A 25,251-nucleotide genomic window follows, 5' to 3' on the forward strand; every position below is an offset into this window, starting at 1 on the left:
CTATGTACTTGATTCCTTGTGACCCCTTGGCGTGGTGTAAACCACGCCAAGGGGAAGTCCGTATCGGACAAACCTTACACGCACTCTCCTCATGCGACACTCCAGAAAGCTATCGCACGGCTTTACACAAAGCCCGCGAGCAGGGTGCTAGAGTGGCGTTAGTGGGCGTTCCTGAGAGTATCGGCCCGCGCGGCAACCTAGGCCGTGGTGGCGCTGAAACCGCTTGGCCTGCTGCGTTACAGGGACTGTGTAACCTGCAAGCGACGCCTTTTATTGCAAGCCATGAGCTACTTTTGGTTGGCCATGTTGATTGCGCTGACTTACAGGAACAGGCAGCGGCGCTGCGCACCACCAATGCTGCTGATGTACAAGGGTTGCGTGATCTTTGCCAACAACTTGATCAACGCGTGATGCAAACCTTGTTGCCACTGTTTAGCGAAGGCTTTGAGGTCATTTTGATCGGTGGCGGGCACAACAATGCTTATCCACTGCTGCGCAGTTTGAGTGAAGCGACAGAGCAGCAAGTGGCGGCGATGAACTTGGATCCCCATGCTGATTTTCGCGCGCGTGAAGGTCGCCATAGTGGTAACGGTTTTAGCTATGCACATACCGATGGATTTCTTACCAACTACCATGTTGTGGGTCTGCACGAAGGGAAAAATAATGCCGAAAGCTTGCGTCAGTTAAGCGAGGCAGGATTTACCTATACCAGCGTGCATGAACTCTACCAGGCGAATTGGACCGAACAGCTGGCGGCCTTGCGTGCGCAAGCACAGGCATGGCAACGGCCGTTAGGTATCGAAATCGATGTGGATGCGTTGCAAGGGGTGCCAGCCAGTGCCATTAATTTTAATGGCTTAGGTATACAACACGGCTATACCTTGATTGCTGAGCTCGCAGCACTGCCACAAACGCGTTATTTGCATTTGGCTGAAGCGGCACCGAGTTTGCACCCAGCCGGCCGTGAAGCCGGCGATATGGCTTGTGCTCAGGTGCTTAGTGAGTTAGTGCTTGCTTACTTGCATGGCCTTCAACGTAGAACACCTTGATGCCAGCAGTTGCGTAGGCGATCAGTGCCAAACTGATAGGTTAGTTCAGCTGCGTCGTCACAATCCCACAAACAAAGATCAGCACGTAACCCCGCCTTAATGCGCCCACGGTCGTTGAGGCCCAAGGCTTGCGCGGCGTGTGAGGTCACCCCTTGTAAACATTCCTCTGGCGTCATGCGAAATAGCGTGGCTCCCATTTGTAGCATCAGTTGCAAACTCAGAATGGGTGATGTACCTGGGTTAGCATCGGTGGCAAGTGCAATAGGCACGCGGTGTTGGCGGAGCAAATCCAGCGGCGGTAACTTGGTTTCGCGTAAGAAATAGAAAGCGCCGGGCAGGAGCACGGCGACTGTGCCGCTAGCGGCCATAGCTTTCACACCTTCCTCATCAAGGTACTCCAAATGATCGCAAGAAAGCGCTTGGTAACGTGCCGCGAGGGCGCTGCCATGTTGGTTGCTGAGTTGTTCGGCATGTAGTTTCACCGGCAAACCGCGCTGCTGAGCTGCTTGAAAGACACGTTCGGTTTGTGCTGGCGAAAAGCCGACACTTTCACAAAAAGCATCAACCGCATCGACCAAGCCTTCATCGGCTAAGCTTGGCAAAATTTGTTCAACAACGGTATCAATGTAGGCGTCCGCATTATCTTTGAACTCCGGCGGCAAAGCGTGCGCTGCAAGTAATGTGGTTTGCACGCTGACCGGATTGGTCGCAGCCAATTGCTTGGCGGCAAGTAATTGTTTACGTTCATGCTCGAGGGACAAGCCGTAACCTGATTTAATTTCAACCGTGGTGACACCTTCCCGCATGAGTGCGGTGAGGCGCGGGCTGCTCACGCTCACCAAGTCCTCTTGAGACGCGGCCCGAGTTGCCCGCACGGTAGCGGCAATACCACCGCCTTGCGCGGCAATCTCACTATAGCTAACGCCGTGCAAGCGCTGGGCAAATTCGTCAGCACGTGATCCGGCCCATACCAAGTGGGTATGACAGTCAATTAGTCCGGGCGTGAGTAACTTTCCACCAGCATCGATAACATCAGCGTCAGCTGCTGTCGCAGGAGCCTCGGCAGCAGGTCCCACGTAACTGATCGTACCAGCTTCGATACACACAACCGCATTTTTGAGAAGTCCATAGCCGTCGCCGTAGTTCGCATGATCCATGGTTGCAACCGTCACATTTTCAATACGCTGTTGTCGCTGAGTCATACAACTTTCTCCCTTTGAACACTTGTATATACAATTCGAGTTGCCTACACTTTAGCACATCTGAATCACGGACACCTATGGGTAAGCTGGCACATGGCTAAATTTTCCGCAATTAAACAGCATGTCTACAACAAAATTGCCTCGGGCGAGTGGCCGGAAAACCATCCGGTGAGCTCAGAAAATGCTTTGGCGTTGCAGTTTAAAGTCAGTCGTATGACCGCACGTCGTGCATTGCAAGAACTGGCCAATGAAGGCATTGTGATTCGCACCAAAGGCTCGGGTACGTTCGTAGCACCGATTAAATCGCAAACATCGTTCATGGCGATTCGTAATATCGCCGATGAAATTCGTGCGCGTCACCATCGGTATCATGCCCAAGTTCAGGTGTTACGCCGTGAACATGCCTCCGATTTAATTGCCGAAATGCTTAACTTGCAACCCGGTGATACGGTCTTTCACTCGGTCATTAGCCACTATGAAAATGACCTGCCAGTGCAAGTCGAAGAGCGTTATGTGAATCCAGCTCTCGCTGCCGACTACTTAAAGCAAAATTATAATGACATCACGCCGCACGAATACTTGTGCCAAGCCCAGCCATTGACTGAGGCAAGCCACGAGATCGAAGCGGTAACACCTTCGAATCAGCTCTGCCAATGGTTGTTGCTCACCAAACCAGAGCCCTGCTTACGCATTAACCGCCGCACGTGGAGTGCCGAAGGCGTGGTGACCTATGCGGTGCTTACGCACCCCGGCTCACGCTTTAGTCTTGGCGGACATCTGCAATTTTAATAAAGGACAAACGATAATGAGCTTTACTCGACTCGATACCAGCCGTACGATTCGTGCCCCGCGTGGCAGTGAACTCACCACTTGCAACTGGCAAGTGGAGGCAGCCAAGCGTATGTTAATGAACAATCTTGATGCCGAAGTTGCAGAGCACCCCCATGCATTGGTGGTGTACGGCGGCATTGGCCGCGCAGCCCGGAGCTGGGAAAGCTTCGACAAGATTGTTGAAGTACTTGAACGTTTAAAGCCAACTGAAACCTTACTGATTCAATCAGGTAAGCCAGTTGGTGTGTTCCCAACACATGAAGATGCACCGCGCGTGCTCATCGCTAACTCAAACTTAGTGCCAGAATGGGCCACTTGGGAACACTTCAACGAGCTCGATAAAAAAGGCCTAATGATGTACGGGCAAATGACCGCTGGCTCGTGGATCTATATTGGTTCGCAAGGCATCGTACAAGGCACCTACGAAACCTTTGTCGCCGTCGCCAAACAACATTTCAACGGTGAAACTAAGGGGCGCTGGGTGCTTACTGGCGGCCTTGGGGGTATGGGTGGTGCGCAGCCACTCGCGGCAACCATGGCTGGTTATTGCATGCTCGCGGTTGAAGTTGACGAGTCACGTATCGATTTCCGCTTGCGCACGCGCTACTTAGACCACAAAGCGACTTCGCTCGATGAAGCTTTGGAACTTATCAATGCAGCTAAAGCGGAAGGTCGTGCGATTTCAGTAGGTCTGTTAGGGAACGCTGCTGATGTCTATGATGAACTGGTTCAGCGCAACGTCACCCCCGATGTCGTGACCGACCAAACGTCCGCGCACGATCCATTACACGGTTATTTGCCGCAGGGCTGGACACTCGAAGACTATAAAGCGAAACAAGAAAGCGCACCTGAAGCGACTGTGCAAGCAGCGAAACAATCGATGGCGGTACAAGTACAGGCGATGTTGACCTTGCAGCAACGTGGTGCGGCGACGCTTGATTACGGTAATAACATTCGTCAAATGGCGAAAGACGTTGGTATTGAGCACGCTTTTGACTTCCCTGGTTTTGTGCCGGCTTATATTCGTCCGTTGTTTTGCCAAGGTATTGGACCCTTCCGTTGGGTAGCGCTGTCGGGCGATCCCGAAGACATCTACAAAACCGATGCCAAGGTCAAAGAGCTGATCCCTGATGATCCGCATTTGCATAATTGGCTTGATATGGCACGTGAACGCATTAGTTTCCAAGGCCTGCCAGCACGTATTTGTTGGATTGGCTTAAAGGACCGCGCGCGAATCGCCAAAGCGTTCAACGAGATGGTGAAAAACGGTGAACTTAAAGCACCGATTGTGATTGGTCGTGACCATTTGGACTCGGGATCGGTGGCAAGTCCTAATCGAGAAACTGAAAGTATGCTCGATGGCTCTGACGCAGTGTCGGATTGGCCGTTGTTGAACGCCCTTTTGAACACCGCCGGTGGCGCCACATGGGTAAGCTTGCATCACGGTGGCGGCGTCGGCATGGGCTACTCGCAGCATTCTGGCGTCGTGATTGTGGCCGACGGCACTGATGCGGCAGAAGCGCGTATTGGCCGTGTGCTGTGGAATGATCCAGGTACAGGCGTGATGCGTCATGCGGACGCAGGTTATGACATCGCAATTGATTGCGCGAAAGAACAAGGCCTTGATTTACCAATGGTGGAGGACAAGTAATGGCAGTATTCACTCTTGAACCGGGCAAGTTAAGCCTCGATCAGCTGCGTCAATGGTGGCAGGCTCCGCAGCAGGTCGCCCTGCATGCCGATGCTGCCGCGGCGATTGAACGCTCTTCGGCCACCATTAAAGAAGTTCTCGCCGCAGGCAAAGTCGTGTATGGCATCAACACCGGTTTTGGCTTGCTCGCCAACACCCGTATTCCGCCAGAAAAATTGGAAGATTTGCAGCGCCGTATCGTATTGTCGCACGCCGCAGGTACCGGCGAGCTCATGGACGACACTGTCGTCCGTCTGATGCTGCTACTCAAAGTTAATTCCCTCAGCCGTGGTTTTTCCGGTATTCGTCAGCAGGTGATCGACGGCTTATTAACATTATTAAATGAGCAAATGTACCCTTGTGTGCCGAGTAAAGGTTCAGTCGGAGCATCTGGTGACTTAGCGCCGCTGGCGCATTTGGTTTTACCACTCATTGGCGAAGGACGTGTACGTTATCAAGGCGAGATTTATCCAGCTAAAGAAGGTTTAGCGAAAATTGGTATGCAGCCGTTGACATTGGCACCAAAAGAAGGCTTGGCGTTGTTGAACGGTACCCAAGCGTCGACAGCTTTAGCGCTGCACGGACTGTTCCAAATTGAACGGGTGTTCCACAGCGCTGTCGTTGCTGGCGCGATGTCGGTCGAAGCTGCGATGGGCTCACGTGCGCCATTTGACCCGCGGATCCACGAAGTACGTGGCCAGTTGGGACAAATTGCGGTGGCGACGAGCTTCCGTCAGTTGTTGACCGCCAGCTCAGAAATTGCCGCGGACCATGAAAACTGTGAAAAAGTACAAGACCCTTATTCATTGCGTTGCCAACCACAAGTTATGGGTGCCGTTTATGACCAGTTGCAACATGCCAGCACAATTTTGACTCGCGAAGCGAATGGCGTGACGGATAATCCGCTGGTGTTCCACGACAATGGAGACATTATTTCGGGCGGTAACTTCCACGCTGAACCGGTAGCACTGGCGGCCGATATGTTGGCGATTGCGGCAAGCGAGATTGGCGCCCTGTCAGAACGTCGTAGTGCCTTATTGATCGACCATCACTTGAGTAACCTTCCGCCGTTTTTGGTAAACGACGGCGGCGTAAACTCTGGCTTTATGCTCGCGCAAGTCACCGCTGCGGCGCTTGCCTCGGAGAACAAAACTCTCGCGCATCCAGCCTCTGTGGATAGCTTGCCAACCTCGGCGAATCAGGAAGATCACGTTTCAATGGCAACCTTTGCGGCGCGTCGTTTAACGGATATTGCCCAAAATATTCGTGATATCGTCGCCATTGAGCTGCTCGAAGCCGCCCAAGGGATTGATTTCCGTCGTCCACTGAAGGCATCTGCTGCGATTGAACAGGCGCATGGCTTGGTGCGTGAAAAAGTGGCGTATTACGATCAAGATCGTTACTTTGCACCAGATATCGAAGCGGCAGCGACCTTGATTTACAGTGGTAAGTTGGGAGCTTTAATAACGGAAGGGGCGACTTTCTAAGGCTGTTTTCGTTCAATAGGAGGACGCTTATGCGTCCTCTTCTTCATCTTTAAGAGCTTGGCAGTCTACACACAATGCTACGTCGGGCTTAGCGGCTAAACGTGCGGCAGATATTTCATCACCACATTCAATACAGTAACCGTATTCGCCACTGCGCATGCGTTGCAGTGCAGCACTCGCTGATTCTGCTGCGTGGCTGTCCGGCTGCTCAGCGACTACGGTTTCTAATTTGCTGCGGATGCGTAACAACTGCTGGGCGGATAAAGATTCACTCATGCTTACGTCCTTTTTGAAATTATTTTTTGGCTAGCACAACAAACTGCCCGGTAAATTCAGCGACCGGCTTATCGCCATCGAACACTTGTGATTTAAGATTCACTCGCGCATTTTGTCCACTTTTGAGGCTGGATAGATCGCCATTCATGTCGACCAGTCGAGCTATCGCTCTTGGTTCATGTGTAATCGGCTTGTGGTAATGAATATTGCCATCAGCCAGTACCACAGCACCTTGCAGTTGTCGCTCGCGCAATTGTAAATGCAGTAGCCCCCAACACGTCAAGGTTGCCAGCGAATAAATACTGCCAGCAAACATGGTGCCATGTACATTAATGTTACGTGACAATTGGGCATTGGTTTCGAACTCGCGGCCGGTGTACTGACTAATACGAATGCCCATTGTTTCGGAAATCGGAATATCCTCGTGCCATGTGGACTGCAACTCTTGGCACCAGTCAGGACGATAGATGATGCGGTTGTATTCTGTCAGTGTTTTACGGAGTTGGTGCTCAGCGCTTGGATTACTGACGGTGTCGGCTTCTTCGACCAGGTCGTAACCACACTTTTGATAAAAGCCGAGCGTGTTATCACGTGAATTGATGACAATGTGTTTGGCCCCTTCGTGACGAGCGAGTTGTTCGAGTGCATAAACAATGGCAACGCCATGTCCTTCGCCGCGATGTTCCGGTGCTGAAGCCATGAAGCGAATTTGGCCTTCGTCTGGGCTGTTGAAATGAAGTCGGCCTACGGCCACGGCTTGCCCCGCGTCGTTAACGACCATGCGATGATAACCGACCTGATCATACTCGTCTTTTTCTGAGCCGCGAGGGCGCTGAAAGGGCTCACGTAGCACGCGATAGCGCAGATCATAATAGGTTTGCCATTGTTGCTCGTCATTGGGACTGATCACTTGGTACATGTTTTAACTTTTCTCCGTGTCGAGCAAAAAGGTCACTGGCCCGTCATTGGTCAGTGTAACTTGCATATCGGCACCAAACTCGCCGGTAGCAACGTTAATTTTAAGGCGCTGCAGCTCTGTGACAAAGGCCTGATAAAGCGGTTCGGCTTGTGTTGGTGGTGCAGCGCTGGAAAAGCTTGGGCGGCGCCCGCTGTTGGTATCCGCGGCGAGGGTAAATTGCGACACCACTAAAGCGCTCCCTTCGATGTCGCTCAGGCTAAGATTCATTTTATCTTGCGCATCACTAAACAGTCGGTAACCAGCGGCGCGGTGCGCGAGCTTGCGCGCGATGGCTTCGTTATCATTTGGGGTAATACCTAAAAAGATTAGTAAGCCACTGTCGATAGCGCCCACAGTTTGTCCGGCAACCTCAACTTTCGCCTGCGTGACTCTCTGCAGTAGTGCTTTCATCGCTTTCCTCAAAAAATTCTTCGATGCTGGCGGTTAGTTCAGCACCGATCAAAACAATGGTCCAAGACAAGAAGATCCACAGTAACAGAATTGGAATTGCAGCCAAAGCACCATAGATAGCTTGATAAGAAGGAAATGCGGTGACATACGAGGCAAATGCGCTCTTACTGATTTCAAACAAAATAGCGGCAAGCAGCGCGCCCCAGAAGGCGTGACGGACTTTCACCACGCGGTTGGGTAGCATCACATACATTAGCAAGAAAGCGATGACCGAGGTCACGATCGGCACTACGCCGAGCAAGGTTGTGCGAATACCCGATACGTAATCTTCAGCAAAGGTCGCTAGTGAAATCAGATAGGAGCTCACCGCCATTCCGGACCCCATAAGTAATGGGCCGAGGGTCAAAATCATCCAGTAGACCGCCAAGGCCACCGCCAAACGACGGCGCTTGGTGTTGCGCCAGATGCGATTCATGGTCGCATCGATCGTTGAGATCAGGTTCACTGCCACAACAATGACAAACACCACACCGATGGCAGTCATTTGCGAAACATTACCGACAAACTCATTTAAATACCGCGAGATTTCTTCACCCGAGGTCGGCAACAGGTTCGCAAACAAGAATGCTTCGATTTCAGCGCGTAGGGCTTCGAACATCGGGAAGGCAGAGAAAATCGAGAAAATTACCACCAGCAACGGCACCAGTGCGAGCATGCTGACAAACGTCAAATGCCCAGCAATGATGGTGATCTTGTCATCCATACAACGTCGCCCGAAATACTTTAGAAAGCTCAGCGCACAACTGAATTTAGCGCGCCAAGGTGACGTTGAGGAGCTGGTGTCGTTGCTCATAACCTTCCTTCTTGAGGATTCTATTGGGCCACTATAATCCCAAACCGCTGCGCTTGCGTAAAGTTTAAGACGAAAAGCGTTGATTGCTGCTCGATGGTCTGGGAGGGTAGAAAAGCATATGAGGCATGTTTTGGTGATTGGAGCTGGTGGCGGACTAGGAAAAGCGCTGGTTGCGCATTACCTGAATGAAGGGGCGTTAGTGACGGCTTGGAGTCGGCGTGAACGGCCTTTTATGCATGAAAACCTGCGGTGGCGGACGCTTACTGACTACAGCCCTGAGCAGCTGCAAGCCGAGATTGAGCAGCTACAGGAGCTAGATGGTGTGATCAGCACTTTGGGGATGTTGCACAATAACGACTTTATGCCCGAGAAACATTTGGGGGCGGTGAGTGCGGCACAGCTGCGGCACTCGTTCGAGGTCAACGCGATTTTGCCAATCCTACTACTTGAGCAATTGCTGCCGAAACTGCCACGCAAGCAACCGGCTTTTTGGGTGCAATTAAGCGCCAAAGTCGGGAGCATTACGGACAACTACTTAGGAGGTTGGTACAGCTATCGCGCCAGCAAGGCGGCGTTGAATATGCTGTTGAAGACTGCATCGATTGAACTCGGGCGCAGCCACAAACAGCTGGTCATTGCCGCCGTACACCCGGGAACAACGGATACTGAGCTCTCTGCGCCCTTTCAAGAACGCCTGCCAGCCGACAAGCTGTACACGCCGGAACAGTCGGCTGCTCGCATTGCGCAAGTGATTGAAAATTTGACTACGGAGCATAGCGGCAAGCTGCTACACTGGGATGGAACTGAATTACCTTATTAACAGGAGATACGGCGATGCGTTGGTTAACAATCGCGACGGCTGTTATTTTTTTAGCCGGCTGTCAAAGCGCCTATTATGGCGCCATGGAGAAGGTGGGAATTCATAAACGCGATATTCTGGTCGATCGCGTGGACGACGCACGTGATGCTCAAGCGGATGCACAAGAAGAGTTTAAATCTGCACTTGAGCGCCTTGATGAAATGCTGCAAATTGACGGTGGCGAGCTTGAGGCAGAGTACCAAGCGTTAAATGACGATTACGAAGCAAGCGTGGCTGCTGCGGAGCGTGTGTATGACCGCATTGAAGCCATTGATGACGTCGCGCAAGATCTCTTTGATGAATGGCGTGATGAGCTTGAAGAATACCGTAATGAGAGCTTACGCCGACAGAGTGAACGTTCACTCAGGGATACCGAGCGACGTTACAGTGCCTTATTACAAAGCATGGAGCGGGCTGCCGCAACCATGGATCCAGTGCTCGAAAAGTTACAGGACAATGTGTTGTACTTGAAGCACAACCTCAATGCCGCAGCGGTTGATGCAATTCGCGGCGAATACCGCAGCTTACAGGCTGATGTTGCTGCCTTGATCAAAGAAATGGAAGCCGCAATTGCCGAATCGGATGCCTTTATTCAAGCAATGCAGGAGGGACAATAATGAGTTTATTAATTATCGCAGGAAGCAGCCGTCAGGCCTCACTTAATCGTCGCTTACAAGAGCGTTTGGCTGAAGTTGCCGAGCTCAATGGTGAGCAGTGCTATGTGTATCCGCCGGCAGAGCTTGATGCGCCCTTATACCAAGGTGACTATGAAGAAGAGCATGGGGTGCCGAGTAACATTCAGAAACTTGCTACGGCGATTACCGAAGCCAGCAAAATCGTGGTGGTGACGCCTGAGTATAACGCCTCGATTCCGCCGTTATTAAAGAACGCTATTGATTGGAGTTCGCGGTTAGAGACGAACCCTTGGAAAGGTAAAACGGTACTGCTCGCCGGCGCTTCGCCCGGCCAATTTGGTGCAGTGCGGTCAATGACCGATTTGCGCGGTGTACTTGCCAACTTAGGGGCTTGGATTGCGCCGTCGGTGGCAAGTATTGCGAAAGCAGATGCGGGTAAAATCGCTGAGCTTGATGCCGAGTTTCTCGGTAACTTTTTGCAGCAAGGGGACTAACTTAAGGTGGACTGGCAACAGCTATTCGTCATCGAGCCGTTCACTTGGCCAGCCATTGGTGCTGCGTTGTTGTGCGGCACCTTAGTGGGCTTTGAACGGCAAATGCGCGGCAAGCCCGTTGGTATTCGTACCTCGTCGCTGATCACGCTCGGCACCTATTTGTTTATTGTGGGTGCTAGCTCGGTGATGACGGAAGCCACTGATCCGTCGCGAATTATTGGCCAAGTAATTACCGGTATAGGCTTTCTGGGTGCAGGTGTGATGTTGGCGCGCGATGGTGTTGTGGTTGGGGTGACCTCAGCAGCGACGATTTGGGCGTTGGCATCCATTGGTGTCGCGATTGGCCTTGGCCATTTGGAAACCGCCATAAAGTTATCGTTTGTGGTGGTCGGCGTTTTGTTTGGAGTGGATCTCATGGAAGACTATTTTCAGTCGTTGACGCGTGGCGTACACAAAAAATACAAAGGTTGGAAAACCAGCTTTCGGCGCGACAAGCAGGGCTAACCGCCCTGCTGTAGACCATGTAGATAGGTATCAAGCGTATGTTTCGCAGTTTCACTCAAGTCAAAATACTCGGTGTCGAGTAGCCAGTTGTAAAACAAGCCATCAATAAGACCAAACATCCCAATAACGACAGTGCGAGCATCAAGACCAGCACTGACAGTGTTCTGTTGTTGGGCAAGTTCGACCAGCTTTACACATTCCTCGATACATTCGTTGCGGCCACTCAAATGACGCAGGTGGATTGGTAACGTGTCTTCGACGTACTCACACTTGTGACAAAGAATATTAACCAACGCTTGCATGTGCTCGTCGTGTTGTACTTGGTGCACGATATGTAAGCAACGTTCACGCAGTTGTCGCAGCGGTTCATCGGGCAATTGGGCACGTAATTCGTCACGCATTTCATCGACCGGTAAACTAACTCGTTCCATAAGTGCGTAGATAAGATCAAGTTTGTTTTCGAAATGATGGTAGATAGCACCACGGGTTACCCCCGCAGCTTCTGCGACTTGCATCATCGATGTGTTGGAAACCCCGCGCTCGCTGAACAAGCGCTCAGCTGCATCAAGCAATTCATGCTTGGTCGTTAGGGCATCAGCTTTGGTACGTCGAACCACAATTCACCTCAAGTTAGACAACTGGCAAAGATTATACCGTAGTTTAATCAAACATTCATGTATGTATGTAAAAGTCGGGTTGTAAATGGCGGGAAAAGGCCGCATTTTGTAGATATACTCAAGAAAAAAGGAGCGCAACCATGAAAAACGAAGTTGATCAAAGATTAGTGCTCGATGCGTATGAGAAGATTCATGAGCATGGTAAAGCGGAACAAGGTAAGCACACGCTCGAAGGCATCACTGCGTATACCGATCACGATGGCTATACGGTGTTTCTTGAGGGGCACAATGTGCAAATGCGCCTAGAGTTCCATAATAAATATCACTTTGACTACAACAACGAGCGCGATTTCGACATGTTTATGCGCAAGCTCGAGCAAATTAGTCGTGATTATCACAAGCCAGGGCGTGAAGACCCTGAAGAAACGCATCGTTAAGAGGTTCCGCGTTGTCCAAGTCAAAAGCTTATAGTATCGCTGAAGAAGTCGCTCACGCCGTCACGCATGGCATTGGTGCAGTTGCCAGTATCGTCGGTTTAGTGGTGATGTTGGTATGGTCCGTCGCCTATGGTGACGCATGGCACATTGTCAGTGCCAGCGTTTATGGCGCTAGCCTTATTATTTTGTACTTGGCGTCGACCTTTTACCATGCCTTTCCGTGGCCGCGGGTCAAAAGCTTCTTTCAGCAAATGGATCATGCTGCGATTTACTTACTCATTGCCGGAACCTATACACCCTTTGCGTTAGTTAACCTGCGTGGTCCGTGGGGCTGGGCTTTGCTCGGTATTGTCTGGAGTATTGCCATTATCGGTGTGATTCTCGAGTTAGCCCTAGAGAATCGTAAGAAGTGGTTGTCGCTGAGCCTATACCTCGGTCTCGGCTGGATGGCGGTTATCGCTATTAAACCCATGCTCACTCATGTCGACACTGGTGGCCTCATGTTGTTGTTGGCTGGAGGCCTCGCCTATAGTTTTGGCGTCATCTTTTATGTCTGGAAATCGTTGAAGTTCCACCATGCCATTTGGCATATGTTTGTTCTGGCCGGAAGCGTGCTGCATTTCTTTTCCATATTCTATTACGTGCTACCGCACCCTGAAGTTATTTAATTATGCTCGTACCGGTTAACCTGAAGCTACGTTGGTTCGCAATTTACGCGGGCTTTGGTTTGCTGTTGTCGGTCGTGATCACTGCCATACTTACCCAAGCTGCAACGCGGCAAATTCAACAGCAAGTCGGCGTTAGTCTTGCCAATGTTGCTGAACAAGTCGCACACCAGTTAGAGAGCGGCATGGTTGAGCGTTTACGTGATTTACAAACGGCTGCGGAACTGATGCCAACACCGGACAGCGATGCCACAGTAGTCAGGCTCGAACGACTGGTGGCGGCGCTCTATCGCAGCTACAGTGATTATGCGTGGATTGGCATTACTGACCTATCAGGAACAGTACTCATTAGCTCAGAGAATATTCTCGAAGGCGCTGATGTGAGCGCGCGGCCATGGTTTCAAGGCGCATTGCAGCAACCCTATTTTATTGGTGATGTGCACGGTGCTCTGTTATTAGAGAAAATTCTGAACCCTGATGGCGATGAACCCCTTCGTTTTGTCGATATCTCGTTGCCGCTCAAAGATGCTGAGGGCACTATTTGGGGCGTATTTGGCAGTCATTTGAATTGGCAATGGGCGGAAGGTGTCGAGCAAAATGCGCTGCGTTATCTAGAATCGTTACCCGGTACCGATCTTCTCTTGGTGAGTTCTGAAAACCAAATCATTCTTGGCCCTGACTCCCTCAAAGAGCAAGCATTGCAGACGCCTGTGGCGACCGAGGTGCGTGAGAAAGGTTGGGGTCTTCAGGAATGGCGTGACGGCGGTGAGTACCTAATCGGGTATGCACAAGTACGTAGTAGTGCGAATTATCAAGGGCCGCAATGGCAAGTCATCGTTCGCGAACCTATCGATTTAGCTCTGCAGCCGATTACTGAATTGCGCTGGCAAGCTGCTTGGATCGGTCTTGCGGTGGCGTTGACTTTTGCTGGGATTGGTTGGATTAGTGCGGGACGTATTGCGCGGCCATTTGCGAACCTTAGCAGTAAACTCGAACGCGAAGTTCGCGAGCGCACTGACGAATTACGTGCCTCGAATGAAAAGTTGCGGCAGCTCGCGACCACCGATAGTTTAACCGGCTTACTGAATCGGCGTGCGCTCTTTGAGCGCGCTGAACAATTACAGCAACAAGCGTTGCGGCATGGTCAGCCATTGGCGGTGGTAATGCTCGATCTCGACCATTTTAAGCACGTGAACGATCGCTATGGTCATGCCGCAGGAGACGATGTGTTAGTCGCATTCGCAAATGATCTACGTGCGCAACTCCGAGAAGTTGATTTAGGGGCGCGCACCGGCGGTGAAGAGTTCACTTTGGTGCTCGACGGGAGTACCGCAGAGCAGGCCAAACAAGTTGTTGAACGGTTATCGGCAACCTTTAAGGCGCGCAGCTTTACCAGTGGGGATGACGAGTTTCAGGTCACCCTCAGTGCTGGGGTAGTGGCGTGGGAGCTGAATCAAAATTTTGATAAAGCCGTCGATCAAGCTGACAAACTACTTTATCAAGCCAAAGAAAAAGGCCGTGACTGTGTGGTCGCGGCCTCTGATTAATTCCGTATCGAGCTTGGCGGTTTAACCGTCTTTGCTACGACTTGCGCGCTTACGTTCGGTTTCAGTTAACAAACGCTTACGGATACGAATCGACTTAGGTGTGATTTCCACTAACTCATCATCGTCGATAAACTCAAGCGCTTGCTCAAGCGTTAAGCGAATCGGTGGTGACAAGGTCAACGCATCGTCGGTACCTGACGCACGGACGTTGGTCAGCTGCTTGCCTTTCAAACAGTTGACGGTAAGGTCGTTACCACGGTTATGCACACCAATAACTTGGCCCTCGTAGACCTCGTCACCGTGTGACGCCATCAACTTGCCGCGTTCTTGTAAGTTAAACAAAGCATACGTCAGCGCTTTACCGGTCGCATTCGAGATCAGTACACCATTCATACGTTGACCGATCTTACCGCCTTTGTGCGGGCCGTAATGGTCAAAGGTTTTGTACATCAAGCCTGAGCCTGAGGTCAGTGTCATGAACTCGGTTTGGAAACCAATCAAGCCACGGCTAGGAACCATAAAGTCAATACGCACACGGCCTTTACCGTCAGGGGTCATGTTGGTCATCTCAGCTTTACGCAAGCCGAGTTTTTCCATGACCGGACCTTGATGTTCTTCTTGAATATCGACGGTTAAGTTTTCGAACGGTTCTTCTTTCACGCCATTCACTTCGCGAATGATAACTTCAGGACGCGAAACCGCTAACTCGAAGCCTTCACGACGCATATTTTCGATCAAGACGCCCAAGTGCAATTCACCACGGCCTGATACACGGAAGCGGTCAGGGTTGTCGGTTTCTTCAACGCGCAAAGCAACGTTATGCTTCAACTCTTGCTGCAAACGTTCAAGAATTTGACGCGAGGTGACGAATTTACCTTCTTTACCCGCGAAAGGTGAGGTGTTGACCTGGAAAGTCATAGTTACTGTAGGCTCATCAACGCTCAGTGCTGGCAATGCTTCCGCGTTACCCGCAGCGCAAATGGTGTCAGAAATCTTCAGTTCACCTAAACCAGTAAAGGCAACGATGTCGCCAGCGCTGGCTTTGTCAGTCTCGATTCGGTCAAGACCTAAATAACCGAAGATCTGGCCAACTTTACCGTTACGCTGTGAACCATCAGCACCGATAATGGTGACTTGTTGATTGATTTTCAGCGTGCCACGCTTGATACGGCCGATACCGATAATACCTAAGTAGCTTGAGTAGTCGAGCTGCGATACCTGCATTTGCAATGGACCGTCACGGTCTGCGTCAGGCGCAGAAACACGCTCAAGAATCGTCTCGAACAACGGCGTCATGTCTTCGCTTGGTGAATCTGGGTCAAGGGTCGCAAAACCGTTTAGCGCTGAAGCATAAACGATTGGGAAGTCCAACTGCTCGTCCGTTGCGCCAAGGTTATCGAACAAGTCAAAAACTTGATCTACGACCCAGTCAGGGCGTGCGCCAGGACGGTCAATTTTGTTTACCACGACAATCGGCTTCAAGCCGTGATTAAAAGCTTTTTGGGTCACAAAGCGTGTTTGCGGCATAGGACCGTCAACAGCGTCAACCAACAGCAAGACCGAGTCCGCCATTGATAATACGCGTTCTACTTCGCCGCCGAAGTCAGCGTGTCCTGGAGTATCAAGAATGTTGATACGATAATCTTTGTAGTTGATGGCGGTGTTTTTCGCCAAAATGGTAATGCCACGCTCTTTTTCAAGATCGTTGCTATCCATAATACGCTCTTCTGCGCCACCACGGCTTTCGAGTGTGCCAGACTGCTGTAACAGCTTGTCGACAAGAGTCGTTTTGCCATGGTCTACGTGCGCAATAATGGCAATATTGCGTAATTTGGAAAGTTCGGTTGCTTGAATAGTCATTAATAAAGCCTGTAAAAACGCGAGATGAAACTTTTGAGAAGTGATCGCCGCGGACGGTTTCCCGCCATTGGTTAAAATAGCGGCGTATTATACGCAGTCACCCTAGCAGACGCCAGCTATTTTACCAATAGCTTGAGTAACTGTTCGATAGGCATGGGACGAGCGAAGAAAAACCCTTGTACGCTTTCAACGGCAAGTTGCTCGAAAATGTTCAGCTGCACCTCATCTTCAATGCCTTCAACGACAACGCGTTTATTGAGTTGTTTGCAAAGCTCGATGATTTTCTGCACGACTGCGAAGAGTTCAGGGTCATCGGCAATACCGTGCGTAAACACGCGATCGATTTTGATGATGTCGGCAGGCAGTCGATTGAGATAAGACAAGCTTGAGAAGCCGGTACCGAAGTCGTCGATAGCGACGTTGCAGCCCATGTCGCGCAGTCGTTGTAATGCGGCGATCGTAGAAGCTGTCTCGCCCGCAAACACCCCTTCGGTTAATTCCAAGGTGACGTTTCTTGCGGCAACTTGGTAATGATCTAAGCGACCAGCCAAGAATCTGGGAAAGTCGTAGCGTTGCAGCTGCTGCGCCGAAACGTTCACGGTGACCTTAATCTGCTGCAATTCTTGATGGCGCTTGATATCGGATAGCACAAGATCGAGTACTTGCTCACCGAGCGGGATAATTTGCCCGGTATTTTCCGCTATCTCAATGAACTCCGCTGGCGAGATGAATTCACCATTCAGCTGCCAGCGAACGAGACTCTCGACTCCGGTGATTGCGCGTGTTTCCGTATTGAAAATCGGCTGGTAGAACACTTGAAAATCTTTTTTATCCAGCGCAATTTGCAACGCATTGCGCAGCCTTACTTGTTGTTGATAGTCGCGGGCCATTTCGTTGACAAAGGCCTGCATAAGGTTACCGCCGAGTTGCTTGGCTTGGCTCATGGCAATTTCAGCATGCTGAATTAAGTGAACGCCTTCTATGGTTAAACCGTCATTGCTCGCACTACCGATACTGGCGGATAAATGTATATCGATACCGTCGATTTCATAGGGTTTGCGAACGGCTTGTAAAATACATTCGGCCGCTTCTTGAGTGACTTGCTCCGACGTTGGTTCAAAGTACACTAAGAATTCGTCGCCGCTAAACCGTGCAAGCAAGGCATCATGCGGCACACAAGTTTCGATCCGTCGAGCAGTCTCATACAATACTTTGTCACCAAGGGTGTGCCCCAGACTGTCATTGATCGGCTTAAAGCCGTCCAAATTAACAAATAATAGGCTGCGCTGGCGATCGGTCGCAACCTGATCACGGAGTGCTAACGCACCACTAAAGGCGTCGCGGCGGAAGAGTCCGGTAATGTCATCGTGTTTCGCAAGGTAAGCTAACTCGCGTTGGCGTTTGGCGGCACGCAGCGCATGGTCTTCGGCCAAAATGTAGATGAAAACAAAGGCGAACGTTAACCACAGTAAGAGTTGGTCAAGCTGGGCGCCGTTTTGAATGTCGGAGTAGTCGCTCAAAACACTATGAAAAGTAATTGGGCCCGAATCACCAATCGTTGCACTGCTGGTAATAAAGTGTGAAGAGCGCTGTTTCAGCTCGGCTAATGTTGAGGTTCCGGCGGCTGTGCCCTGCATGGACATAAGCAATTCTGGGCTAAATTGCAAGTAGGTATCCATGGCATCGAAGTAATTCAAGTAATTGGTCGCAATCACTTTGTTAACGTCCAGCAAGGTAAGCAGTTGCTGTCGCTCGCCAACTGGTGTGGTGAAAGGTGTCGACACGATAAAAATCGGATCATTAGTGGCAAGGGAAGTACCGTGAACAATCAGTCGAATATCTTGTTCTGCGGTCGCTAGCCAATCCAGAAAACGTTCTGAAGAGAGCATGTTCGCCGCTAAAAAATCGGTCGCGTAGCCATTGCTCATCAGCACTTGTTGCTGCGCATCATAAAGAATAAAACCGCGGACAATGGGGTTGTCAGCTTCAAAGCGCGTGGTATCGAGTTCGAGCAAGCGACTTAGTGTGGCGTCATCTCGAGCGGCGACAAAGCGCTGTTGCATTTGCTCAGCAGTATTGCGCTGCATATTCAATGTTTCATCGATCATCTGCGCAATGAGTTCGATCTTGGTCTCGGCTTTTTCGCTTTGGGTTTTCAACTCGTACAAACTGAGTGAATACCAGATACTAACCCCAATAATTGTCATCAAAATAATGACAATTTGCGAGCGAACCCTTGGTACGTATGTCTCACGGTAGGTGCGCAAGAGTATGGCTAGGGCGGTAGCGCCTAGCAGGACGAGTACCGAAATCAGACTAAGTGCAATGAAGTTGGCTTGTTTGAAGCCGATGACGCTATCGCTAAACAGGCCCCAAACGGATAATTGCGTGAACAGAAAGATAAGAATTGAGCTGCCAATACCGAAACGCCATAAACCACGGCCCAAAACGCTGGTTGGTTTCACAAAAAACAGTAGGGCAGTACCGCAGAGCAACAGTGCAACATAGGTGAGTGGGAGTGCGATAAGTCGCATGTTGCCTTGCACTTCCACCAGCCAAGCCACTGCACCAAGCACAGTTAACAAGCCAAGACCTGCAAGCCAAGTGCCCCATTTTGAGCGGTACAGCAGTGCGTATAATCCTAACCCGACGATAAGCGAGGAGTAGATTAACGAATGCGGTACCACATCCATTAGCAATTCGTTTTGATAAAGGAGTAATTCGATAGCTCCAATAATGCCCGTTACCACAAACAAGGCGGCAACTGCGACAACGAATTTTCTGGCAGCGCTGGAGCTCACTCGATGAAACATCGCATCATTCTTCTTATCTGAGGATCAAACTTGCACGTGTGCGTTAAGAATGATTCGTAATTGACCTGAAGTCAGCATACATAAATTTAATACTTGTGTAGACAGCTTTTATGATTTTTTTCAGTGGTTGAACCAGCCTAGACTTTTATTTTAGAAGTGTCTAAAATAAGCGAAATCTTAATTACTGACTACACTCAAAGTCTGCTGACAAAAACATCGAGCTAACGCTTTGAATTATTGTAGGTTGAGGAACGACTAATGACTTTACGACACTACGCAACTTGGGCTCTTGGTTTTGCTGTGATGAGCTTAATGGTTCTTCCTTCCACCGCGAATGCGGCGACGGCCACGGCACAACAGAAAAACTTAGCGGATATTTTGCAATTGCAAGGTGTGGTTGAAGCGACCAACGCAGCCACCGTCTCAGCGCAAGTATCGGGCCGTGTCGAACGGGTGTTGGTTGAAGTCGGTGACGAAGTTCCTGCGGGTGCCACGATTGTAACCATTACTTCAGTCGATCAGTATCAGGCGTTGACGCAAGCGGAATCACAATTGGCGGCCGCAAACGCCAACTTGACTGCCGCGCAACAAGAGTATGATCGCGTGGTGCGACTGGTCGAACAGAAGCTCTTGCCTACTGCGGAACGCGATCGCGTGCAAGCTAGTTTGGATAGTGCAAAAGCCCAACAACGTTCGGCGCAAGCTGCAGTCGCCCGTGCGCAAGAGCAGCTTTCTTACACGGAAGTCAAAGCGCCTTATGGTGGCGTGGTGAGCGCCCGACTGGTTGAACCGGGTGAGTTGGTGCAACCAGGAACGCCGTTGATGAGCGGTTTTGACCCGGCGGAGTTACGTATTCACGTTGACTTGCCAGCACGTTACGCGGCTGCGGCGAAGCAGTTTGCTTGGGCGCGCGTTGCGGACGTTGAACCCGCAGCATTTCAAGTATTCCCGACAGCAGACCAACAAACCGGTACGCAGCGTGTGCGTCTAAACCTCCCTGCTGATACCGACTTTTTGCCGGGGCAATGGCAATCCGTAAAGGTGAAGGTAGGCGAACATCAGGGTGTCGTGATCCCGTTTGCAGCAACTTATCGGCAAGGTGAATTGACCATGGTCAAAATGGCTGATGACAGCTGGCGCGCGGTGCGTCTGGGAGGTCGTTACGGCGATGACGTTGAAGTTGTGAGCGGTTTAGCGGCGGATGAGGTGGTGAGCTATGGCGAATAAGATGGGTATCGCTGGGCGTTTAGCTGCATGGGGCGAGCGTTCGCAGATCACACCGCTGCTCGCTGTATTTGGATTATTGCTTGGCTTGATGGCCGCTATGATCACCCCGCGCGAAGAGGAACCGCAAATTGATGTGACCATGGCTGATGTCATGGTCGCCTTTCCTGGGGCCCGCACCGAGCAGGTAGAGCAACAACTCGCTACACCGTTAGAGCAACATTTTGCCCGCATGCAGGGAATTGAACACATTTATTCGGTAGCGCAGGCTGGCCAGGCCTTGATCACGGTACAGTTTGAAGTAGGGGTGCCGCGGGATAAAGCCTTGGTGGAACTGTTTGATACCTTGGCGTCATGGCGGCAACAGCATCCGCAGACCAGTCAGCCGCTGGTCAAAGCGCGTGGCATTGATGACGTGCCAATCCTCGGGTTAACCCTGACCTCCAGCGAACTCGACTTGAAAGCTGTCGCTGACACCCTGCGTGCGCCGCTGCAAAATGTTGCTGGGGTACGCGATGTTGAAGTGATCGGTGCGGAGCCAGAGCAAATCGGCGTGACCTTAGACAGTACGGCGCTGGAACAGATAGGCCTTGACTTTAACCGTGTGGCGCAGGCGCTACAAAGCCAAAATGCCAGTGCCCAAGCGGGTTATCGTTTACAACAGGGGCAGCAGCTGGCGATTCAAGCCGGTGGCTTTATTGAGAGTGAACAACAGCTACGAGAGCTGGTGGTTGCCGTCGTCGATGGTCGCCCAGTTCGGTTAGAGCAAGTCGCAACCATTACTGCCGGTGCGAATAAAGCGTCACGTTATGTATGGTCACGGACCAAGAACGGTAGTGTCAAGCCTGCGGTAACCATGACGATTACCAAGAAAGCGGGTGAAAATGCTGTTGACGTTGCTGCGCGCGTGCTCGAGCGGCTCGACACGCTTGAAGCACAGTGGTTACCACCGGCCCTTACCGTCGAAGTTACCCGTAACTACGGACAAACCGCCGATGACAAAGCCTCAAAACTGATTCAAAAACTCATTTTTGCGACCATTTCAGTGGTGGCACTGGTGTTATTCACGCTGGGTAAACGCGAAGCGGTCGTGGTCGGTAGCGCCGTCGTGTTGACGCTTGCGACCACATTGTTTGCGTCGTGGGCTTGGGGTTTTACCTTAAACCGCGTATCGCTATTCGCATTGATCTTCTCGATTGGTATTTTGGTCGATGACGCCATTGTCGTGGTCGAAAATATTCATCGCCATTTAGGCATGGGTAAGTCGCTTAAAGAAGCCATACCACCGGCGGTAGATGAAGTCGGTGGGCCGACGATTTTGGCCACGTTCACGGTCATTGCCGCACTTTTGCCGATGGCGTTTGTGAGTGGTTTGATGGGGCCGTACATGAGCCCGATACCGATCAATGCGTCCATGGGGATGTTGCTGTCGCTGATTATTGCCCTAACGGTAACGCCATGGCTGGCGCGTCATGTGTTGAAAGACGCCGGACATCAGCACGACGCGGATGAAAAGGCTGATGGACGTCTGCAGCGCTGGTTTGAACGCATCATGCGGCCACTGCTTGAGAGCCGTAAAAAACGCTATTTCATGGGCTTTGGTTTAATTATTCTCATTGTCGCGATGCTTGGGCTCGCTGTCGTCCAAGCGGTGGTGATGAAGATGCTGCCGTTTGATAACAAGAGTGAGATCAAGCTGGTGTTGGACATGCCTGAGGACACTAGTCTTGAGCAAACCAATAAAGTTTTACTGGCATTAGCGGAAAAACTTGATGAAGTGCCTGAGGTGACGGCGACCCAAATTTATGCGGGAACCGCTTCCCCCATTGGTTTTAATGGTTTGGTGCGGCAGTACTACTTGCGCAGCGCCCCGTATCAAGGTGATATTCAAGTGACGTTGGCGGACAAAGCGGATCGCGATCGCGCAAGTCATGCGGTTGCACTCGCGATCCGGCCGCTACTGACGCCGATTGCTGAAGCTGCCGGTGGTACTTTAAAAGTGGTTGAAGTTCCACCTGGGCCGCCGGTGCTCGCTCCTATTGTGGCAGAAGTTTATGGTCCCTCCGCGCGTGAGCGTGAAGCGGCAGCGCAGCGGGTGTTAGCTCAGCTCGAGCAAACTGACGGCGTAGTTGATGTCGACAGTACTTTGGTTGCGGACGGCGTCGAAGAAATCTGGCAGATCAATAATGCACGAGCGACCCAGCTTGGGGTAAGCCCCGCACAGGCGGTGCAGGTGCTGCAAACAGCCTTGAGCGGCATGCCGGTCACCTACTTAGCCACTGGCGACGAATTACAGCCGATGCCAGTGCAACTGTTTTTGCCGGCCGAGTGGCAAGGACAACTGGCGCAGCTCGAGAGTTTGACGGTGACCAATCAACAAGGCCAAGCGGTGCCCTTAAGTGCGTTTATCGAACGCGTCACGGTGCCATTACAACAGCCGCGTTATCATAAGGACCTGCGCCCGGTCGTCTATGTGACGGCTGACATGGCGGGTGAGCTTGATTCGCCATTGTATGGGTTGTTTGCTGCTGCCGGGAACATTGACTTGCCGCAGAGTTATATCACCCAGCCCACGGAATGGGATCAAGCAGCAATCAAATGGGACGGCGAGTGGCAGATCACTTATGAAACCTTCCGTGATATGGGCTTGGCGTACGCAGTAGGCCTATTATTGATTTACCTACTGGTGGTTGGTCATTTTGGCAGTTACGGCACGCCCTTGGTCATTATGGCGCCGATTCCGCTGACCCTGATTGGTATTATGCCGGGTCATGCCCTGTTGGGCGCGCAATTCACGGCGACCTCGATGATCGGCATGATTGCGCTGGCTGGGATTATTGTGCGCAACTCCATTTTGCTGGTCGACTTTGTCCGTGAAGCGGTGGCTGCTGGCAAGCCGTTGAACGACGCCGTGATTGAAGCTGCTGCGGTGCGCACGCAACCCATCGTACTTACCGCTATTGCGGCGATGATGGGCGCCTTCTTCATCTTGGATGATCCGATTTTCAACGGCCTTGCCGTGAGCCTCATTTTCGGTATCGCGGTATCAACCGTGCTGACCCTCATCGTGATTCCGTTGCTGTACGCGTCCTTGCTGAAACGCCGTAGCTAGCAGCAGATCTTACTGCGGCGATCGGCAGCCGGTCGCCGCAGCCTTCCTAAATAATGCACTATCATGGTGCAGTTTTATGCACTATAATGGTGCAAAACCCAACAAAACAGCACGAAGTCATCGCTACAAACGCAGCAAAAATTGAAAAGAGTGCTAAGTTTAATCATAACTAACTGAATTTGTTGATGTTCGTAAAAGTTGGCATACAGCTTGCAGTCTCTCAACGAACAGCAAACGGCAAATAGCCGACAGCGCTTTTTGTTTTATCGATTAACGACCATTGGAGCAAACCATGTCGACACCACAAGACGTAATGCAATTTATTGAAGAAAACGAAGTGAAATTCGTCGATTTGCGCTTTACCGATACCAAAGGTAAAGAGCAACACGTCACCATTCCGGTGTCGCAAATCAACGAAGATTTCTTTGAAGAAGGCAAAATGTTCGATGGCTCGTCGATCAGTGGCTGGAAAGGTATCAATGAGTCAGACATGGTACTGATGCCAGACTGTTCGTCGATTGTTCTCGACCCGTTCTCAAACGTGCAAACCATGAACGTGGTGTGTGACATTCTTGAGCCGGACACCATGCAAGGCTACGATCGTGACCCACGTTCGATTGCCCGCCGTGCCGAAGCTTTCTTGCAAAGCGCAGGAATTGCGGATACCGCATTATTTGGCCCAGAGCCAGAGTTCTTCTTGTTTAACGATGTACGCTTCCACACCGACATGAGCGGCTCGTTCTACAAAATTGAAGCTGAAGAAGCAAAATGGAACTCAGGTAAAGAATACGCTGACGGTAACCTCGCTCACCGCCCAGGCGTGAAAGGTGGTTACTTCCCAGTGCCGCCAGTAGACTCTGCACATGATATTCGTAGCACGATGTGTGAGGTGATGGAAGACATGGGTCTTGTTGTTGAGGCGCATCACCACGAGGTAGCGACAGCAGGTCAGAACGAAGTCGCAACCCGCTTTAACACCTTGACTAAAAAAGCTGACGAGATCCAAGTTTACAAGTACGTTGTGCACAACGTTGCGCATTCGTACGGCATGACCGCAACCTTTATGCCGAAGCCGATTGTTGGCGATAACGGTTCAGGTATGCACGTTCACATGTCATTGGGTAAAGATGGCCAAAACCTATTCGCTGGCGACCAGTACGGCGGCTTGAGCGAAACTGCGTTGTATTACATCGGCGGTATCATCAAGCACGCACGTGCTATTAACGCTTTCGCGAACCCAGCGACCAACTCGTACAAGCGCTTGGTCCCAGGTTTTGAAGCACCAGTAATGCTTGCTTACTCGGCACGTAACCGCTCAGCGTCGATTCGTATTCCTCTTGTGGCGAGTGCCAAAGCACGCCGCATTGAAGTACGCTTCCCTGACCCTGCGGCGAACCCATACTTGTGCTTCACGGCCTTGTTAATGGCAGGTCTCGACGGCATTAAAAACAAAATCCATCCTGGCGATGCTATGGATAAAGACTTGTATGACTTGCCAGCAGAAGAAGCAAAAGAGATCCCAACCGTGTGTCACTCGCTAGAAATGGCGTTGGAAGCACTCGACAAAGATCGCGACTTCTTGAAGCAAGGCGGCGTTATGACGGATGATATGATCGACGCTTACATCGCGTTGAAGCAAAAAGAAGTCATGACCTTAAAAATGACGACGCATCCGATTGAATTTGATCTTTATTATTCAGTCTAATGCTTAGTCATTAAACCGAACG

General features: G+C 51.1%; 22 protein-coding genes. 14 read left to right on the forward strand and 8 right to left on the reverse strand.

Features of this window, described 5'->3' with window-relative positions:
• Positions 1-2 precede the first annotated feature (2 nt).
• Positions 3-1,049 carry a formimidoylglutamase gene (locus NV375_RS09840; RefSeq protein ID WP_258808058.1) on the forward strand — a complete coding sequence of 349 codons (1,047 nt, stop codon included), beginning with the start codon at positions 3-5 and terminating at the stop codon, positions 1,047-1,049.
• On the opposite strand, the gene hutI is transcribed toward NV375_RS09840, so the two are convergent.
• Entirely contained in the window at positions 1,031-2,251 is a 1,221-nt protein-coding gene (gene hutI, locus NV375_RS09845; RefSeq protein WP_258808059.1) for an imidazolonepropionase, read from the reverse strand. The two genes, NV375_RS09840 and hutI, sit on opposite strands and share 19 nt — an antisense overlap.
• 93 nt (positions 2,252-2,344) lie before the next feature.
• Between hutI and hutC the strand changes: the two genes are divergently transcribed.
• Genes hutC through hutH form a run of 3 tightly spaced genes read left to right on the forward strand, consistent with a single transcriptional unit; the run spans position 2,345 to position 6,259 of the window.
• Positions 2,345-3,040, forward strand: coding sequence for a histidine utilization repressor (gene hutC / locus NV375_RS09850; RefSeq protein ID WP_258808060.1), 696 nt, complete (start codon positions 2,345-2,347; stop codon positions 3,038-3,040).
• Positions 3,041-3,056: 16 nt separating this feature from the next.
• Positions 3,057-4,733, forward strand: a complete 1,677-nt coding sequence (gene hutU, locus NV375_RS09855; RefSeq protein ID WP_258808061.1) for a urocanate hydratase — start codon at positions 3,057-3,059, stop codon at positions 4,731-4,733.
• Entirely contained in the window at positions 4,733-6,259 is a 1,527-nt protein-coding gene (gene hutH / locus NV375_RS09860; protein WP_258808062.1) for a histidine ammonia-lyase, read from the forward strand. The genes hutU and hutH overlap by 1 nt, the downstream gene beginning before the upstream one ends.
• A 27-nt stretch (positions 6,260-6,286) precedes the next feature.
• On the opposite strand, the gene NV375_RS09865 is transcribed toward hutH, so the two are convergent.
• The 4 genes from NV375_RS09865 to NV375_RS09880 are packed head-to-tail and all read right to left on the reverse strand — an operon-like array spanning position 6,287 to position 8,757.
• Positions 6,287-6,535: a TraR/DksA C4-type zinc finger protein gene (locus NV375_RS09865; RefSeq protein ID WP_258808063.1), complete on the reverse strand. Its 249-nt coding sequence runs from the start codon at positions 6,533-6,535 to the stop codon at positions 6,287-6,289.
• A gap of 19 nt (positions 6,536-6,554) precedes the next feature.
• The gene (locus NV375_RS09870) at positions 6,555-7,454 is read right to left on the reverse strand and encodes a bifunctional GNAT family N-acetyltransferase/hotdog fold thioesterase (protein ID WP_258808064.1); all 900 of its coding nucleotides are present in this window, start codon (positions 7,452-7,454) and stop codon (positions 6,555-6,557) included.
• 3 nt (positions 7,455-7,457) lie between these two features.
• Positions 7,458-7,904 carry a D-aminoacyl-tRNA deacylase gene (gene dtd, locus NV375_RS09875; protein ID WP_258808065.1) on the reverse strand — a complete coding sequence of 149 codons (447 nt, stop codon included), beginning with the start codon at positions 7,902-7,904 and terminating at the stop codon, positions 7,458-7,460.
• Complete coding sequence (locus tag NV375_RS09880) at positions 7,864-8,757, reverse strand: virulence factor BrkB family protein (protein WP_258808066.1); 894 nt, start codon at positions 8,755-8,757, stop codon at positions 7,864-7,866. Before NV375_RS09880 ends, dtd begins: the two co-directional genes overlap by 41 nt.
• A 118-nt stretch (positions 8,758-8,875) precedes the next feature.
• Here NV375_RS09880 and NV375_RS09885 point away from each other — a divergent pair, with 118 nt between their 5' ends.
• From NV375_RS09885 to NV375_RS09900, 4 genes are read left to right on the forward strand one after another with little or no spacing between them, the layout of a single operon-like run.
• Positions 8,876-9,577, forward strand: a complete 702-nt coding sequence (locus NV375_RS09885) for an SDR family NAD(P)-dependent oxidoreductase (protein WP_258808067.1) — start codon at positions 8,876-8,878, stop codon at positions 9,575-9,577.
• A 14-nt stretch (positions 9,578-9,591) separates the two neighbouring features.
• On the forward strand, positions 9,592-10,233 hold the full coding sequence (locus tag NV375_RS09890; RefSeq protein ID WP_258808068.1) for a DUF2959 domain-containing protein: 642 nt from the start codon (positions 9,592-9,594) through the stop codon (positions 10,231-10,233).
• Positions 10,233-10,745 (forward strand): NADPH-dependent FMN reductase, encoded by a 513-nt coding sequence (locus NV375_RS09895; RefSeq protein ID WP_258808069.1) that lies wholly within the window; start codon positions 10,233-10,235, stop codon positions 10,743-10,745. Before NV375_RS09890 ends, NV375_RS09895 begins: the two co-directional genes overlap by 1 nt.
• Before the next feature lie 6 nt (positions 10,746-10,751).
• Complete coding sequence (locus NV375_RS09900; RefSeq protein WP_258808070.1) at positions 10,752-11,249, forward strand: MgtC/SapB family protein; 498 nt, start codon at positions 10,752-10,754, stop codon at positions 11,247-11,249.
• Here the strand turns inward: NV375_RS09900 and NV375_RS09905 are convergent.
• Positions 11,246-11,866: a TetR family transcriptional regulator gene (locus NV375_RS09905; protein WP_258808071.1), complete on the reverse strand. Its 621-nt coding sequence runs from the start codon at positions 11,864-11,866 to the stop codon at positions 11,246-11,248. The genes NV375_RS09900 and NV375_RS09905 overlap by 4 nt on opposite strands.
• A 140-nt stretch (positions 11,867-12,006) precedes the next feature.
• Between NV375_RS09905 and NV375_RS09910 the strand changes: the two genes are divergently transcribed.
• From NV375_RS09910 to NV375_RS09920, 3 genes are read left to right on the forward strand one after another with little or no spacing between them, the layout of a single operon-like run.
• Positions 12,007-12,303, forward strand: a complete 297-nt coding sequence (locus NV375_RS09910; RefSeq protein WP_258808072.1) for a DUF3081 domain-containing protein — start codon at positions 12,007-12,009, stop codon at positions 12,301-12,303.
• Between the two features lie 11 nt (positions 12,304-12,314).
• Positions 12,315-12,971, forward strand: a complete 657-nt coding sequence (locus NV375_RS09915) for a hemolysin III family protein (RefSeq protein ID WP_258808073.1) — start codon at positions 12,315-12,317, stop codon at positions 12,969-12,971.
• A 2-nt stretch (positions 12,972-12,973) separates the two neighbouring features.
• Positions 12,974-14,515, forward strand: coding sequence for a sensor domain-containing diguanylate cyclase (locus tag NV375_RS09920; RefSeq protein WP_258808074.1), 1,542 nt, complete (start codon positions 12,974-12,976; stop codon positions 14,513-14,515).
• Between the two features lie 21 nt (positions 14,516-14,536).
• Here NV375_RS09920 and typA read toward each other — a convergent pair whose 3' ends face one another.
• Positions 14,537-16,375, reverse strand: a complete 1,839-nt coding sequence (typA, locus tag NV375_RS09925) for a translational GTPase TypA (protein ID WP_258808075.1) — start codon at positions 16,373-16,375, stop codon at positions 14,537-14,539.
• 116 nt (positions 16,376-16,491) lie between these two features.
• Entirely contained in the window at positions 16,492-19,188 is a 2,697-nt protein-coding gene (locus NV375_RS09930; protein WP_258808076.1) for an EAL domain-containing protein, read from the reverse strand.
• A 258-nt stretch (positions 19,189-19,446) separates the two neighbouring features.
• On the opposite strand from NV375_RS09930, the gene NV375_RS09935 reads away from it, so the two are divergent.
• The 3 genes from NV375_RS09935 (at position 19,447) to glnA (ending at position 25,229) form a co-directional block, all read left to right on the forward strand.
• On the forward strand, positions 19,447-20,415 hold the full coding sequence (locus tag NV375_RS09935; protein WP_258808077.1) for an efflux RND transporter periplasmic adaptor subunit: 969 nt from the start codon (positions 19,447-19,449) through the stop codon (positions 20,413-20,415).
• Positions 20,405-23,524: an efflux RND transporter permease subunit gene (locus NV375_RS09940; RefSeq protein WP_258808078.1), complete on the forward strand. Its 3,120-nt coding sequence runs from the start codon at positions 20,405-20,407 to the stop codon at positions 23,522-23,524. Before NV375_RS09935 ends, NV375_RS09940 begins: the two co-directional genes overlap by 11 nt.
• A 292-nt stretch (positions 23,525-23,816) precedes the next feature.
• Positions 23,817-25,229: a glutamate--ammonia ligase gene (gene glnA / locus NV375_RS09945; protein WP_258240852.1), complete on the forward strand. Its 1,413-nt coding sequence runs from the start codon at positions 23,817-23,819 to the stop codon at positions 25,227-25,229.
• The last annotated feature ends 22 nt before the right edge of the window (positions 25,230-25,251 follow it).

It is taken from the genome of Pseudidiomarina sp. CB1 (assembly GCF_024752025.1).
In the GTDB taxonomy this organism is placed as follows: domain Bacteria; phylum Pseudomonadota; class Gammaproteobacteria; order Enterobacterales; family Alteromonadaceae; genus Pseudidiomarina.

Bases quoted from the DNA above. Each gene is read 5' to 3' on its own strand.
- NV375_RS09840 (WP_258808058.1), top strand. From the start codon at position 3: ATGTACTTGATTCCTTGTGACCCCTTGGCGTGGTGTAAACCACGCCAA.
- hutI (WP_258808059.1), bottom strand. From the start codon at position 2,251: ATGACTCAGCGACAACAGCGTATTGAAAATGTGACGGTTGCAACCATG.
- hutC (WP_258808060.1), top strand. From the start codon at position 2,345: ATGGCTAAATTTTCCGCAATTAAACAGCATGTCTACAACAAAATTGCC.
- hutU (WP_258808061.1), top strand. From the start codon at position 3,057: ATGAGCTTTACTCGACTCGATACCAGCCGTACGATTCGTGCCCCGCGT.
- hutH (WP_258808062.1), top strand. From the start codon at position 4,733: ATGGCAGTATTCACTCTTGAACCGGGCAAGTTAAGCCTCGATCAGCTG.
- NV375_RS09865 (WP_258808063.1), bottom strand. From the start codon at position 6,535: ATGAGTGAATCTTTATCCGCCCAGCAGTTGTTACGCATCCGCAGCAAA.
- NV375_RS09870 (WP_258808064.1), bottom strand. From the start codon at position 7,454: ATGTACCAAGTGATCAGTCCCAATGACGAGCAACAATGGCAAACCTAT.
- dtd (WP_258808065.1), bottom strand. From the start codon at position 7,904: ATGAAAGCACTACTGCAGAGAGTCACGCAGGCGAAAGTTGAGGTTGCC.
- NV375_RS09880 (WP_258808066.1), bottom strand. From the start codon at position 8,757: ATGAGCAACGACACCAGCTCCTCAACGTCACCTTGGCGCGCTAAATTC.
- NV375_RS09885 (WP_258808067.1), top strand. From the start codon at position 8,876: ATGAGGCATGTTTTGGTGATTGGAGCTGGTGGCGGACTAGGAAAAGCG.
- NV375_RS09890 (WP_258808068.1), top strand. From the start codon at position 9,592: ATGCGTTGGTTAACAATCGCGACGGCTGTTATTTTTTTAGCCGGCTGT.
- NV375_RS09895 (WP_258808069.1), top strand. From the start codon at position 10,233: ATGAGTTTATTAATTATCGCAGGAAGCAGCCGTCAGGCCTCACTTAAT.
- NV375_RS09910 (WP_258808072.1), top strand. From the start codon at position 12,007: ATGAAAAACGAAGTTGATCAAAGATTAGTGCTCGATGCGTATGAGAAG.
- NV375_RS09920 (WP_258808074.1), top strand. From the start codon at position 12,974: ATGCTCGTACCGGTTAACCTGAAGCTACGTTGGTTCGCAATTTACGCG.
- typA (WP_258808075.1), bottom strand. From the start codon at position 16,375: ATGACTATTCAAGCAACCGAACTTTCCAAATTACGCAATATTGCCATT.
- NV375_RS09930 (WP_258808076.1), bottom strand. From the start codon at position 19,188: ATGTTTCATCGAGTGAGCTCCAGCGCTGCCAGAAAATTCGTTGTCGCA.
- NV375_RS09935 (WP_258808077.1), top strand. From the start codon at position 19,447: ATGACTTTACGACACTACGCAACTTGGGCTCTTGGTTTTGCTGTGATG.
- NV375_RS09940 (WP_258808078.1), top strand. From the start codon at position 20,405: ATGGCGAATAAGATGGGTATCGCTGGGCGTTTAGCTGCATGGGGCGAG.
- glnA (WP_258240852.1), top strand. From the start codon at position 23,817: ATGTCGACACCACAAGACGTAATGCAATTTATTGAAGAAAACGAAGTG.